At 43.0% G+C, this 14,010-nt stretch carries 11 protein-coding genes; 2 read left to right on the top strand and 9 right to left on the bottom strand.

All coding sequences use genetic code 11. From position 1 onward, the window contains the following. Nucleotides 1–46: 46 nt before the first annotated feature. Both serA and rpiA read right to left on the bottom strand, forming a co-directional pair. Nucleotides 47–1,288, bottom strand: a complete 1,242-nt coding sequence (serA, locus tag PSI14_RS07245; protein ID WP_273575263.1) for a phosphoglycerate dehydrogenase — start codon at nt 1,286–1,288, stop codon at nt 47–49. A 291-nt stretch (nt 1,289–1,579) separates the two neighbouring features. Then, nucleotides 1,580–2,239 (bottom strand): ribose-5-phosphate isomerase RpiA, encoded by a 660-nt coding sequence (rpiA, locus tag PSI14_RS07250; protein ID WP_273575264.1) that lies wholly within the window; start codon nt 2,237–2,239, stop codon nt 1,580–1,582. 194 nt (nt 2,240–2,433) lie between these two features. Between rpiA and PSI14_RS07255 the strand changes: the two genes are divergently transcribed. Further along, nucleotides 2,434–3,339, top strand: a complete 906-nt coding sequence (locus PSI14_RS07255; RefSeq protein ID WP_273575266.1) for a LysR family transcriptional regulator ArgP — start codon at nt 2,434–2,436, stop codon at nt 3,337–3,339. Here PSI14_RS07255 and PSI14_RS07260 read toward each other — a convergent pair. The 5 genes from PSI14_RS07260 to acnB form a co-directional block, all read right to left on the bottom strand. Beyond that, nucleotides 3,336–4,070 carry an oxidative stress defense protein gene (locus PSI14_RS07260; RefSeq protein ID WP_273575267.1) on the bottom strand — a complete coding sequence of 245 codons (735 nt, stop codon included), beginning with the start codon at nt 4,068–4,070 and terminating at the stop codon, nt 3,336–3,338. The two genes, PSI14_RS07255 and PSI14_RS07260, sit on opposite strands and share 4 nt — an antisense overlap. Nucleotides 4,071–4,134: 64 nt before the next feature. Then, nucleotides 4,135–4,776, bottom strand: a complete 642-nt coding sequence (gene argO / locus PSI14_RS07265) for an arginine exporter ArgO (RefSeq protein ID WP_273575268.1) — start codon at nt 4,774–4,776, stop codon at nt 4,135–4,137. Nucleotides 4,777–4,971: 195 nt separating this feature from the next. Then, nucleotides 4,972–5,844 (bottom strand): small-conductance mechanosensitive channel MscS, encoded by an 873-nt coding sequence (gene mscS, locus PSI14_RS07270; RefSeq protein ID WP_273575270.1) that lies wholly within the window; start codon nt 5,842–5,844, stop codon nt 4,972–4,974. A gap of 227 nt (nt 5,845–6,071) precedes the next feature. Beyond that, nucleotides 6,072–6,443: a YacL family protein gene (locus PSI14_RS07275; RefSeq protein ID WP_273575271.1), complete on the bottom strand. Its 372-nt coding sequence runs from the start codon at nt 6,441–6,443 to the stop codon at nt 6,072–6,074. Nucleotides 6,444–6,583: 140 nt separating this feature from the next. Next, entirely contained in the window at nt 6,584–9,181 is a 2,598-nt protein-coding gene (gene acnB / locus PSI14_RS07280) for a bifunctional aconitate hydratase 2/2-methylisocitrate dehydratase (RefSeq protein WP_273575272.1), read from the bottom strand. A 517-nt stretch (nt 9,182–9,698) separates the two neighbouring features. Between acnB and PSI14_RS07285 the strand changes: the two genes are divergently transcribed. Next, nucleotides 9,699–10,391 (top strand): GNAT family N-acetyltransferase, encoded by a 693-nt coding sequence (locus PSI14_RS07285; RefSeq protein ID WP_273575273.1) that lies wholly within the window; start codon nt 9,699–9,701, stop codon nt 10,389–10,391. 121 nt (nt 10,392–10,512) lie between these two features. On the opposite strand, the gene lpdA is transcribed toward PSI14_RS07285, so the two are convergent. Both lpdA and aceF read right to left on the bottom strand, forming a co-directional pair. Then, on the bottom strand, nt 10,513–11,940 hold the full coding sequence (gene lpdA, locus PSI14_RS07290; protein ID WP_273575274.1) for a dihydrolipoyl dehydrogenase: 1,428 nt from the start codon (nt 11,938–11,940) through the stop codon (nt 10,513–10,515). A 203-nt stretch (nt 11,941–12,143) separates the two neighbouring features. Next, complete coding sequence (gene aceF, locus PSI14_RS07295; protein WP_273575276.1) at nt 12,144–14,000, bottom strand: pyruvate dehydrogenase complex dihydrolipoyllysine-residue acetyltransferase; 1,857 nt, start codon at nt 13,998–14,000, stop codon at nt 12,144–12,146. Nucleotides 14,001–14,010: the final 10 nt, after the last annotated feature.

A 14,010-nucleotide genomic window follows, 5' to 3' on the forward strand; every position in this document is an offset into this window, starting at 1 on the left:
ATAATTGCTCTTGTTAACGGGCAATTATATCTCAACCAATCATATTTCAGTAAAGCAAACGAGAACGGATAGTACTTGGCAAGGCTTTCAGTTTCTGCAAGACCAATTCAGCTTGGGCTGAATTTTGCGTCGTGATATCAATCACCACATAACCAATATCGCTGTCAGTCCGTAAATATTGAGCATCAATATTGATTTCTTGCTCAGTGAACACTTGGTTAATGCTGGTTAAAATACCAGGGCGGTTTTCATGGATATGCAGTAATCGGTGACTATCTTTGGCATGAACAGGAAGTGATACTTCAGGGAAGTTAACTGCCGACAATGTAGAACCATTGTCAGAGTATTTGACCAGCTTACCTGAGACTTCATAACCAATATTTTGCTGGGCTTCTTGTGTTGATCCTCCAATATGTGGTGTCAACAATACGTTATCAAACTTGCTTAATGGTGAGATGAAAGGATCGTTGTTTGTTGTAGGTTCCTGAGGAAAAACATCAATAGCTGCACCAGAGAGATGCCCTGTTTCCAGCGCTTCGCTGAGTGCCGGAATATCAACTACAGTACCACGTGAAGCATTGATCAAAATTGAACCTGGCTTCATTAATTCTAATTCTGCCACACCAATCATATTCTTAGTTGAAACTGTTTCAGGGACGTGCAGGCTGATAACATCACTCATATTCAACAATTCAGATAAATGATGAACTTGCTGTGCATTACCCAGTGGTAATTTATTTTCAATATCATAGAAATAGACATTCAAACCAATATTTTCAGCTAAAATACCAAGCTGTGTGCCTATATGCCCGTAACCGATAATACCTAATTTTTTCCCACGCGCTTCGTAGCAGCCTTTTGCCTGCTTATCCCATACCCCATTGTGCGCTTTTGCATTTGCCTCAGGAATACGACGCAATAGCAGCAGCAACTCACCCAATACCATTTCAGCTACTGAACGAGTATTGGAAAAAGGTGCATTAAATACAGGAATACCACGTTTTGCAGCGGCTTTCAGGTCAACTTGGTTAGTGCCAATACAAAAACACCCGATTGCAACCAGCTTTTCCGCTGCGGAAAAAATTTCTTCCGTCAGCTGAGTACGGGAACGAATCCCCACAAATCGGGCATCACGAATCGCTTCTTTCAACGCTTCAGGCTCTAATGCTCCTTTGTGATACTCAATATTGCTGTATCCTGCTGCTTTTAAGTTATCTACTGTGCTTAGATGAACACCTTCCAGTAGCAGAAATTTAATTTTATCCTTTTCTAAAGATACCTTAACCATTTGCCCGCCCTAGTTGTACTAAAGTTGTACTAAAATTGCACTAACTTTCATAATGCATATCGATTCCATCAAAATAACAAAAAAAACAGCAACGGCAATACAATCGATTGCTTATATTACAGAATAAGCAACAGTAAATAAGTTGTTATGCAAAGTAAAATAATTCGTTACGGAACAAAGACGGGATTTTGAGTTTTCGTTAGACAACGGAGTGATATATATCACTAAATTTCTTTTTTTGAAAAAATACAAAAATATTTTGAGGGCAGGATATTCCACCCTCAAAAACGATTATTTAGCGAGCACTTTAACGCCATCCGCAGTACCTACCAGTACCACGTTAGCTCCTCGATTAGCAAAAAGTCCCACTGTTACCACACCAACGATTCCATTGATTTTATTTTCTAACTCAACAGGATCAACAATAGAGAGATTGTGAACATCCAAAATATCATTGCCATTGTCTGTCACTACGTTTTCACGATAAACCGGTGTTCCACCCAGTTTCACCAACTCACGGGCCACATAAGCTCGTGCCATTGGGATGACTTCAACTGGCAGAGGGAATTTACCTAACACATCGACTTGCTTAGATGAATCAATAATACAGATAAATTTCTTTGCAACCGCAGCAATGATTTTTTCTCGAGTTAATGCTGCACCACCGCCTTTGATCATCTGCATTTGATCATTAATTTCATCTGCGCCATCAACATAAATATCCAAAGTGTCAACCTCATTGCAGTCAAACACAGGGATGCCAAGACTTTTTAGTTTCTCTGTCGATGCTTCTGAGCTAGATACCGCACCTTCAATTTTATCTTTGATAGTTCCTAACGCATCAATAAAATGCGCAGCCGTAGAACCTGTACCAACACCGACAATGGTGTCTGGTTTAACGTATTCTAATGCCGCCCAACCTACTGCTTTTTTCAGTTCATCCTGAGTCATATCAATCACAGCCTATAATCAGTTACAAGAAAAAATCTGACAGCTAGTATAAACAATATTGGCTCATCTCATGAAAAAATATGGCATAGTGCTATTTATGGCATAGTGCTATTTAGGCCACATAATGGTTTTAACGCTTCAAGATATTGGGCCATATCACACAAAAAGAGCAAACACGGAGAATCTTATTTTCAATGAAACGTCCTGATTATCGATCATTGCAAGCATTAGATGCAGTGATTAGAGAACGTGGTTTCGAGCGAGCAGCGCAAAAACTTTGTATTACCCAATCAGCGGTATCTCAGAGAATCAAACAATTAGAAAATATGTTTGGTCAACCGCTCTTGGTACGCACTGTGCCCCCCCACCCCACAGAACAAGGGCAAAAGCTGCTTGCGCTATTACATCAGGTAGAACTGCTGGAAGCGCAATGGCTCGGCGATGAAAATAGTAACGAGATCCCGTTATTACTTTCTCTTGCTGTTAATGCGGATAGTTTGGCAACATGGTTTTTACCGGCTCTCCACCCTGTTTTGTCTGATTTACCCATTCGGCTAAATATTCAGGTGGAAGATGAAACCCGGACTCAAGAGCGTTTACGGCGTGGCGAAGTCGTCGGGGCGATTAGTATTCAGCCTCAGCCTCTACCAAGCTGTTTGGTTGATAAATTAGGTGCCCTGGATTATCTGTTTGTTGCCTCTCCAGAGTTTGCAAACCGTTTTTTCCAGAATGGTGTCACGCGTTCGGCACTACTGAAAGCACCTGCTGTTGCATTCGACCATTTAGATGATATGCACCAAGCATTTTTACAGCAGAATTTTGATTTATCACCGGGAAGTGTGCCCTGCCATATCATGAATTCTTCCGAGGCATTCGTTCAATTGGCAAAACAAGGTTCGACTTGTTGTATGATCCCACACCTGCAAATCGACAAAGAGCTGAGAGCCGGTGAATTAGTCGATCTAACGCCAGGACTGTATCAACGCCGTATGCTTTATTGGCATCGTTTTGCCCCAGAAAGTGGAGCGATGAGAAAAGTCACTGACGCCCTGCTAAAACTAGGGCGCCAGATGCTACGTCAGGAAGATGATGCTAATTAACGCTGTAACTCAAAAACCGCATCAACGTGATCAGAAAACTCAATGCTCTGAGGTTCGTAAGTTTCACTGGCCGAATCAGAAGCTGATGCTGCCATCAGAGCTGTCTGATATTTCAGACGGCTCATTGGTATAGGCACAGCTTCAGGTGCACGATAGTTAATACTGTATACTGGGCCTAACTTACCGTTGAACCCTTTTGCCAATACAGTTGCCTGTTGAATGGCATTCTGGATGGCTTTTTGTCTGGCTTCATCACGATAACGTTGTGGATTATCTACACTAAACTGAACGGAACTGATTTCATTCAAACCTGCTTTCAAGGCTCCATCCAGTAAAGCATTCAGTTTATCCAGTTTGTGAACCTTCACTTCAACCGAACGTGACGCTTTATAACCCGTAATACTTGATTTTCCCGTCTTTTGTTCATATTGATATTCAGGCTGAGTGCGCAAATTGGCAGCATCAATATATTTCTTTTCGATGCCACTACTTTTTAGAAAATCAAAATATTTCGCGACGCGTGTATCTACTTTTTTCTTTGCATCTGCCGCACTTTTCTGAGTTTCACTCACATAGATTATCAACGTAGCCATATCTGGTGCCGCTTTAACTATCGCGTTGCCAGAAGTAGAAATATGTGGAACAGAGAGCGAATCAGCAGCGGAAGCAGTCATGCAAGATAAGCTTCCCAGAGCCATTATCGTGGCCAATACCAGTGATTTATGTTTCACAAAACCTCCTTAAATACAGCAAAGTTACATTAGTAAGGTGCTTGCAAAAACATTAGCACACTATCTATAGAGAAGTATTGTAATCAATAAAAAATCTGTATCCTTGCTTAATTAATTCCCAAGCGATGTACCACATTACACAGCCAACAAAAATATTGATGATTCGTTGTGCTCGAGGCTGATTGAGCACAGGTGAAAACCATGCGGACAAGTATGACAATGCAAAAAACCAGCTAATCGATGCTATTACCGCTCCGGTGGTAAACCATGGTCTAAGCTCTGCTGATAATTGTCCCCCTATGCTTCCTAATACAACAAAGGTATCCAAATAAACATGGGGATTCAGCCATGTTACTGCGAATAACGTTACTATGACTCGCCAACGGCTTTGGATAATTTTTTCAGTACGGGAAAGGGCGATTTCCGCTGATAGCGCTGTTCGAAAAGCGCCCCATCCATACCATAGTAAAAATACAACACCTCCCCATGTCACAGCCTGCAATAAAAGTATCGATTGCCCCAGCAAAGCACTTCCACCAAATATCCCCGCAGCGATGAGGAAAGCATCACTGGCCGAGCATAACGCGGCACTCATTAAATGGAACTGCTTCCTACTCCCTTGCTGCATTACAAATACATTTTGTGGTCCAAGCGGGAGAATCATCGCAGCACTGAGAAAAAAGCCCTGGATAAATGTCGAAAACATGCAAAGATCCCTAATAAATATTCAATTAGTTACGTTATCCATGCATATTAGGTAAGATTAAGGATTAGGAGAAATGAATCATTCTAATACATCATTAGAAAAAATAATGGTGGTTTTATCCAGACTTAAAATCAAAAAATGAGAGAAATCTAATTTGGTGTGAGAAAAAGAAATTCTCACACCGCGATATTTTAATTATTCGTCTGCCTTCTTCTGTAAGGCCATATTTTGCTGATACAGATAAACATCCATTTGTGGGAATGGAATGTTGATATTGTGCTTATCCAAAGCACGCTTAAAGTTTTCCATCAAATCCCAATATACACTCCAGGCATCACCATTGATGGTCCACACGCGAACCACAAAATTTAATGATGAAGGCGCCATTTCATGTAGGCGAATAGTGACACCTTTTTCATGTTGAATGCGTTTATCTTCTTTAATCACATCACCCAACACTCTTTTCACTTCATCAATATCCGCATTATACGCAACTCCTACCATAATTTGGGTACGGCGGTTAGGTTCACGACTGGTATTGATAATATTGTCCGCAATAATCTTACCGTTGGGAATCACGACGATGCGGTCATCTGCCGTGCGCAATGTTGTCGAGAAAATCTGTACTTGCACGACAGTTCCTTCCACCGCTCCAATAATGACATATTCACCAGTACGAAGTGGACGAAAAATTACCAATAAAACACCGGCTGCAAAATTAGACAATGAACCTTGTAATGCCAGACCAACCGCCAAACCTGCGGCACCGATGACTGCAATCACAGATGCAGTCTGAATTCCCAATTTCCCAAGAACGGCGATAATCGTAAACGCTATAATGGCATAACGAATAATCGCGGATAGAAAATCAGAAATGGTGGCATCAATGCCACGCAATGACATAACACGCTTAACTGCTTTACTAACCAATTTAGCTACAAATAAGCCAACGATAAGAATCAAAATGGCAGATACAATGTTTACCGCATACTGAATCAGTAGATCCTGATTGCTGGCAAACCAGTTTGCCGCTTTATCAATCTCATTTGACAGATTGATCTCTTCCATACAAAGCCCACCGTTATTGTTGAAACCTATTTCCATTCAATGCTGTAATTCGCAATCAACACCAACAACAGATATAGGCTCCTGTTCAAAAATAGGTTTTTGTTCAAAAATAGATTTCTGTTTAAAAACAGTTTCCTGTTCAAAAAATAGAAAGCCACTGTCACAACACAAAAATGTGATGGAATATAGATTATGGCAGAAAGCCTCCATTGATTGAACATTAACACTTATGCTCTCTTTTTTTGCAAAATAAATTCTCTGTAATCAGCCAACATATCGATAAAATCGTCTGTTCCACAAAAGGCCAGACTCTCGTTATCGTAGTAACTCATTCCTTCTTCGATAACCTCTGTATCAAATTGGAGTTGATTAGCCCTGACCATGATCTCATCTTCGCTCATCAATAGCGTATATTCATGACCAGACAACTGCCACTGACGTTCACTACCTTTAATCTCTTGCAAAGCTACAGTGATTTTATCCAATATACTCAAATCATCTTTCACTTCTTCATTCAACCAATGACCGATAGCTTCATGATCCATTGAAAAGGATGTTGTTACCTGACCGGTAATATCCTGCATAAATTCATATTCCATCACATACCTCCCATTTTTACAGACTCCAAATAACCCATTTGGATTTTAAACATTTCTGCTACTTCCACCTCTGAAGCAGTCCACAAACTGATACAAAAAAAGGGAGGCATTTGCCTCCCCATTCATTTCAATATACTTTTTTATACTGCGGTTTGGAAGATCACATCATCCGCTTTTTCAGTGTATTGGCTCAATTGATCAAAATTGAGGTAGCGATAAGTATCTGCTGCGGTTTCATCGACTTTATCCATAAACTGCAAGTACTCTTCTGGCGTTGGCAAGCGCCCCAACAAAGAAGCCACCGCAGCCAATTCCGCAGACGCAAGGTAAACATTTGCACCTGTACCAAGGCGGTTAGGGAAATTACGGGTAGAAGTGGATACGACGGTTACACCATCAGCCACACGCGCCTGATTTCCCATACACAACGAACAACCCGGGATCTCAATACGTGCCCCACTCTTGCCAAAGACGCTGTAATAGCCTTCTTCCGTTAACTGTGCTGCATCCATCTTAGTCGGAGGAGCAACCCACAAGCGAGTCGGTAGCTGGCCTTTGTGCTGATCCAACAATTTACCTGCTGCACGGAAATGACCAATATTGGTCATGCAAGAACCAATGAAAACTTCATCAATTTTGCTGTTAGCAACTTCAGATAACAAACGCGCATCATCGGGATCGTTAGGCGCACACAAAATGGGTTCTTTGATGTCCGCCAGATCGATTTCAATAACAGTCGCGTATTCTGCATCGGCATCCGCTTCCAACAATTGAGGATCTTTCAACCAGTTTTCCATACCTATAATACGGCGTTCCAGTGTCCGGCGATCACCATAACCTTCCGCAATCATCCATTTCAGTAATACAATGTTCGATTGCAGATATTCAATGATTGGTTCTTTATCCAGTTTAATGGTACATCCTGCCGCAGAGCGTTCCGCCGATGCATCAGCCAACTCAAATGCCTGCTCGACTTTGAGTTCTGGCAAACCTTCAATCTCAAGAATACGGCCAGAAAAAATGTTTTTCTTGCCTTTCTTCTCAACAGTCAGCAGACCTTGTTGGATTGCATAGTAAGGAATGGCATGAACCAGATCACGCAAAGTGATTCCTGGTTGCATTTTTCCTTTAAAGCGAACCAGTACGGATTCTGGCATATCCAATGGCATTACACCTGTTGCGGCCGCAAATGCCACCAGCCCTGAACCAGCCGGGAAAGAAATGCCAATTGGGAAACGAGTATGGGAATCGCCGCCTGTACCCACAGTATCTGGCAGCAACATGCGGTTTAACCATGAATGGATAATGCCATCTCCCGGACGCAGAGATACCCCACCACGGTTCATAATGAAATCAGGCAAAGTGTGATGGGTCGTCACATCCACAGGTTTTGGATAAGCGGCTGTATGACAGAATGACTGCATAACCAGATCCGCAGAGAAACCCAGACACGCCAAATCTTTCAATTCATCCCGTGTCATTGGCCCAGTGGTATCCTGAGAGCCAACAGAGGTCATCTTAGGTTCACAATATTCCCCCGGACGGATACCGACTGTACCACAAGCACGGCCAACCATTTTCTGTGCCAATGAGAAGCCACGATCACTTTTCGCAACTGCTTTTGCCTGACGGAATACATCACTATGTGGCAAATCCAGTGATTCACGTGCCTTGCCAGTCAAACCGCGCCCGATAATCAATGGAATACGGCCACCGGCACGTACTTCATCAATCAGAACATCGGTTTTCAATTCAAAAGTAGATAGCAACTCATTTGTTTCGTGATCGCGGATTTCACCTTTATGCGGGTAGATATCAATCACATCACCCATATTAAGTCTAGAAACATCTACCTCGATTGGTAACGCACCTGCATCTTCCATAGTGTTGAAGAAAATTGGTGCAATTTTTCCGCCCAGTACCACGCCTGCCCCGCGTTTATTGGGTACAAATGGAATGTCTTCTCCCATGAACCACAAGACGGAATTAGTTGCCGATTTACGGGAGGAACCCGTACCAACAACATCACCAACATAGGCTAATGGATAACCTTTTTTGTTCAGTGCTTCGATTTGTTGAATCGGCCCTACGGCACCGGCTTGATCAGGCTCAATACCTTCACGGGCATTCTTGAGCATTGCCAAAGCATGTAGAGGAATATCAGGGCGTGACCACGCATCAGGAGCAGGAGAAAGATCATCGGTGTTTGTTTCACCCGTGACCTTAAAGACTGTAACTGTGATTTTTTCTGCCAATTCAGGGCGTTCAAGGAACCATTCTGCATCAGCCCATGATTGAATGATCTGTTTGGCATGGGCATTACCCGCTTTTGCTTTTTCTTCCACATCATAGAAACTGTCGAACATCAGCAAAGTATGAGAAAGTGCTTTCGCCGCAATCGGAGCGAGTTTTTCATCATCAAGGGCATCAATTAAAGCGTGGATATTATATCCACCCTGCATAGTCCCCAATAATTCAATGGCTTTTTCCTGTGTAACCAAAGGAGAGGCCGTTTCTCCCTTAGCAACGGCAGCAAGGAAACCTGCTTTAACATAAGCGGCTTCATCTACACCAGGAGGAACACGATTGGTCAGTAGATCTACCAGGAAATCTTCTTCACCTTTAGGTGGGTTCTTCAGTAATTCGACCAGCGCTGCTACTTGAGCTGCGTCTAACGGTTTAGGGACGATGCCTTGAGCTGCACGCTCGGCTACGTGCTTGCGGTATTCTTCTAGCACGACTTACTCCTCGCTCTCATTGTCATTTTATATACCCGGCTGTCTGCACCCGGTAACGATCATCGAAAACGATCATCCAAAAACAATCACCTAAAACAATCATCAAGGGTGCCAGGTCAGAGGATTTTGCTCGCATAACATTAGAATTATGCCCAGCTTCGGGCGCTTAGCATACCAAAATTTGAATGGCATGTTAATTCATTCACATAAAATCAACATTGAACAATAATAAAATGCTAGATAAATATGCATAAAGAGAGTATTAAGGTTTTAAATGCTATTTGTTGCTATTTCAGTCTAAAAATTTCTTAATTTCTATCGGAATTTTTATGGAATGCGCGGATTTTCTATACTGTCTAACTGCCTATGCTGCGTTTTCTTTTAACCGAGTTTCTAATCATAGTACACAACTCAAAAATCTTTCAATATCAACAAATCAGCAACACTTCATATTGTATCTAAATAAAGCAGGGGGCATTTCAACGCTGAGGCTAACATCATTTAAAAGGATATCATTATGCCCAAGAGAGAAGAACTTGAGGCTACAGCAAGAGCTAGAGCTGATTATCATTCTGCAATGATTATGGAGGAAAAACTTTACCTTGAATATCAAGCCAAAATTAAGGAAGTGAGTCAACATGGTATGCTATCTGCACTTAACGAACTTCAGAGAAACGAATCTAGTTGGTATTATGAGCCTATAATAGGGACAATGTCGATTAGCAATAGGCATGCCACATTCATCAAGACTTGTGACTCCATAAAAAAAATCTTTAATGACATAAGTGTCACTGGGGGTCTACAAAACTATCGCCATTTTATTTGTTCATGTTCAGTTACAGCGAAAGCCGTTGGGATCATAATATTGAGTCCTGCCAAATCTAATCTATCTGATAATGACGTTGACCAAATATCATTCATAGTAACTTATCCTAACGGTTATGGTTATGGTGGCCTGCTTATTCAACATGTGATCAATATATCCCTCACCCTAGGCCATCAAGGTATATTAGAAGTTAAAGCAGAACGTGATGCCGAAATTTTTTACCAAAAATTAGGCTTTGTTGTTATTAATGATGATTTTTTTGATTTGAAACCGATGAAATTAACCCCAGCTGATAGCAATAAATGGCATCAAATCAACGGAGAATATCAACTTAAAAGAATCCCTCGTCCACATAATTCGAGTTGGCGATGTCATTTACTGTAGTTTCAATCGAGTTTTTTATGGAAAAGCACGATAGCAGTTATCAAATAAAAACGGCTTTCCAATTGGAAAGCCGTTTAAAATTTTGCTTAAGCTATATTAAGCTATAACAAGAACTAAAGAATTATTTCTTTTTCTTTGCCTTAGGGTTTGGCAAATCAGTAATGCTGCCTTCGTAAATTTCCGCAGCCATACCGATTGATTCGTACAGAGTTGGGTGAGCATGGATAGTCAGAGCGATATCTTCTGCGTCACAGCCCATTTCGATAGCCAGACCGATTTCACCCAGCAGTTCACCGCCGTTAGTACCAACAATAGCACCACCGATAATACGGTTAGATTCTTTATCGAAAATCAGCTTGGTCATACCATCTGAACAGTCAGATGCAATTGCACGACCAGATGCTGCCCATGGGAAAGTTGCAGTTTCGTAGCTGATGCCTTTTTCTTTCGCTTCTTTCTCAGTCAGACCAACCCATGCCACTTCTGGTTCAGTGTAAGCAATGGATGGGATAACTTTTGGATCGAAGTAATGTTTCTTGCCAGAAATAACTTCAGCAGCAACGTGACCTTCGTGGACACCTTTGTGCGCCAGCATTGGCTGACCAACGATATCACCGATAGCAAAGATGTGAGGTACGTTAGTACGCATTTGTTTATCCACATGGATAAAGCCGCGCTCATCAACTTCTACACCAGCTTTACCTGCATCCAGCAGTTTACCGTTTGGTACACGACCGATAGCAACCAGAACTGCGTCATAGCGCTGTGGTTCAGCAGGGGCTTTCTTGCCTTCCATTGTTACGTAGATGCCATCTTCTTTAGCTTCTACCGCTGTCACTTTAGTTTCCAGCATCAGGTTGAATTTCTTGCTGACGCGCTTAGTGAACACTTTAACAATGTCTTTGTCCGCAGCAGGAATAACCTGATCGAACATTTCTACCACATCAATCTGGGAACCCAGAGCATGATAAACAGTACCCATTTCCAGACCGATAATACCGCCGCCCATTACCAACAGGCGTCCCGGAACAGTTTTCAGTTCCAGTGCATCGGTAGAATCCCATACGCGAGGATCATTATGTGGAATGAATGGCAGCTGAATTGGGCGTGAACCCGCTGCGATAATGGCATTATCAAAATTAATCGTTGTTGCGCCGTTTTCGCCTTCAACTACCAGAGTGTTAGCACCTGTAAATTTACCAACACCATTAACAACGTTAACTTTACGGCCTTTAGCCATGCCGCCCAGACCACCTGTCAGCTGGGAAATAACTTTTTCTTTCCACAGGCGGATCTTATCGATATCAGTTTGTGGCTCACCAAACACGATACCGTGCTGTGCCAGTGCTTTTGCTTCTTCAATTACTTTTGCAACATGAAGCAGCGCCTTGGATGGGATACAACCAACATTAAGACAAACACCACCCAAAGTAGAGTAACGTTCAACCAGAACAGTATCCAAACCTAAGTCTGCACAACGGAAAGCAGCAGAATACCCTGCTGGGCCTGCTCCAAGCACCACTACCTGGGCTTTAATTTCAGTACTCATCATGACCTCTTAATTGTTTGTCCGGCGGGTCAGACGAAAAAAAACCATATTCCACCGGGACGTACACACCGCGAGCAGTTTACAGAATTGTAAATAACCTGAAAAGCGCGTTAACGTGACAGAAATCCCAACCTGCCAGATACAAGAAGAAAATATCTGTCACGATAGTAATCATTAGGCCGGTAAATATACCGGCCTTTGAATTACATCACCAAACGGCGGATATCGCTCATAAATTGATTAATATAAGTGATGAAGCGCGCACCATCTGCTCCATCGATCACACGGTGATCGAAAGACAAAGACATAGGCAGAATCAGACGAGGAACGAATTCCTTGCCATTCCAGACTGGTTTCATGGAAGAACGAGACAGACCCATGATTGCCACTTCTGGCGCATTTACAATTGGTGCAAAACCGGTAGTACCGATACCACCCAGGCTGGAGATGGTAAAGCAGCCACCCTGCATGTCGGAAGCCGTCAATTTACCAGCACGAGCTTTCTTGGAAACTTCAGCCAATTCTCTGGACAGTTCCATGATGCCTTTTTTGTTGACATCCTTGAATACAGGAACAACCAGACCGTTAGGTGTATCAACCGCGATACCGATGTTGACATACTTTTTCAGGATCAGCTTCTGACCATCTTCAGAAATGGAGCTGTTAAAGCGAGGCATTGCTTCCAGTGCTTTCGCGGCTGCTTTCATCACGAATACCAGCGGAGTGATCTTCACGCCCAGCTGTTTCTTCTCAGCTTCTTTGTTCTGTTGTTTACGGAACTCTTCAACTTCAGTGATATCCGCTTCATCGAACAGGTTAACGTGAGGGATCATGACCCAGTTACGGCTCAGGTTAGCACCGGAGATTTTCTGGATGCGGCTCATTTCAACTTCTTCGATTTCACCGAACTTGCTGAAATCAACTTTCGGCCAAGGCAACATGCCAGGCAAACCACCGCCCGCAGCAGCAGGAGCTGCTTCTGCACGTTTGATAGCATCTTTCACGTAAGTTTGAACGTCTTCACGCAGGATGCGACCTTTACGGCCAGTACCTTTAACTTTAGCCAGATTTACGCCAAATTCACGTGCCAGACGACGGATCACTGGAGTTGCATGAACATAAGCGTCATTTTCTGCAAATTCGCTTTTGCCTTCTGCTGGCTTGCTTGCTGCTGGAGCTGGTGCTGCTTTCGCAGGTTCAGCCGCAGGAGCTGGAGCTGGAGCCGCCGCCGCAGGTGCTGCACCCGCAACTTCGAATACCATGATCAAAGAGCCGGTTTTGACTTTATCGCCAGCGGCAATTTTGATCTCTTTCACAGTACCCGCGAACGGTGCAGGAACTTCCATAGAAGCCTTGTCACCTTCAACCGTGATCAGTGACTGCTCTTCAGCGATGGTATCACCCACTTTTACCATGATTTCGGTAACTTCAACTTCGTCACCACCGATATCCGGTACGTTCACTTCTTTTGCCGCAGATGCTACAGGCGCTGCTGGAGCCGCTGCCACAGATGCTACAGGTGCTGCACCAGAACCCGCAACTTCGAATACCATGATCAAAGAGCCGGTTTTGACTTTATCGCCAGCGGCAATTTTGATCTCTTTCACAGTACCCGCGAATGGTGCAGGAACTTCCATAGAAGCCTTGTCACCTTCAACTGTGATCAGTGACTGCTCTTCAGTGATGGTATCACCCACTTTTACCATGATTTCGGTAACTTCAACTTCATCGTCACCGATATCTGGTACGTTCACTTCTTTGCTTTCGGCTGCTGCTGGTGCCGCCGCTGGCGCTGCTTGCTGTACAGGTGCAGCTTCTGTTGCACCGTTTGCGGATTCAAAAATCATGATCAGTTTGCCAGTTTCAACTTTATCGCCAGCCGCAACTTTAATTTCTTTAACTACACCCGCCTGTGGAGATGGGACTTCCATAGAAGCCTTGTCACCTTCAACCGTGATCAGCGACTGCTCTACTTCAACTGTGTCACCTACTTTCACCAGAATCTCGGTAACTTCAACTTCATCTGCACCAATATCAGGTACGTTAATTTCGATAGACATTAATCTTTAC

The sequence above is a fragment of the Xenorhabdus anantnagensis genome (assembly GCF_028598555.1).
GTDB lineage: Bacteria > Pseudomonadota > Gammaproteobacteria > Enterobacterales > Enterobacteriaceae > Xenorhabdus > Xenorhabdus anantnagensis.

Excerpts from the sequence above, each read along its gene's own strand:
- serA (WP_273575263.1), bottom strand. The coding sequence starts at position 1,288 with ATGGTTAAGGTATCTTTAGAAAAGGATAAAATTAAATTTCTGCTACTG.
- rpiA (WP_273575264.1), bottom strand. The coding sequence starts at position 2,239 with ATGACTCAGGATGAACTGAAAAAAGCAGTAGGTTGGGCGGCATTAGAA.
- PSI14_RS07255 (WP_273575266.1), top strand. The coding sequence starts at position 2,434 with ATGAAACGTCCTGATTATCGATCATTGCAAGCATTAGATGCAGTGATT.
- argO (WP_273575268.1), bottom strand. The coding sequence starts at position 4,776 with ATGTTTTCGACATTTATCCAGGGCTTTTTTCTCAGTGCTGCGATGATT.
- mscS (WP_273575270.1), bottom strand. The coding sequence starts at position 5,844 with ATGGAAGAGATCAATCTGTCAAATGAGATTGATAAAGCGGCAAACTGG.
- PSI14_RS07275 (WP_273575271.1), bottom strand. The coding sequence starts at position 6,443 with ATGGAATATGAATTTATGCAGGATATTACCGGTCAGGTAACAACATCC.
- PSI14_RS07285 (WP_273575273.1), top strand. The coding sequence starts at position 9,699 with ATGCCCAAGAGAGAAGAACTTGAGGCTACAGCAAGAGCTAGAGCTGAT.
- lpdA (WP_273575274.1), bottom strand. The coding sequence starts at position 11,940 with ATGAGTACTGAAATTAAAGCCCAGGTAGTGGTGCTTGGAGCAGGCCCA.
- aceF (WP_273575276.1), bottom strand. The coding sequence starts at position 14,000 with ATGTCTATCGAAATTAACGTACCTGATATTGGTGCAGATGAAGTTGAA.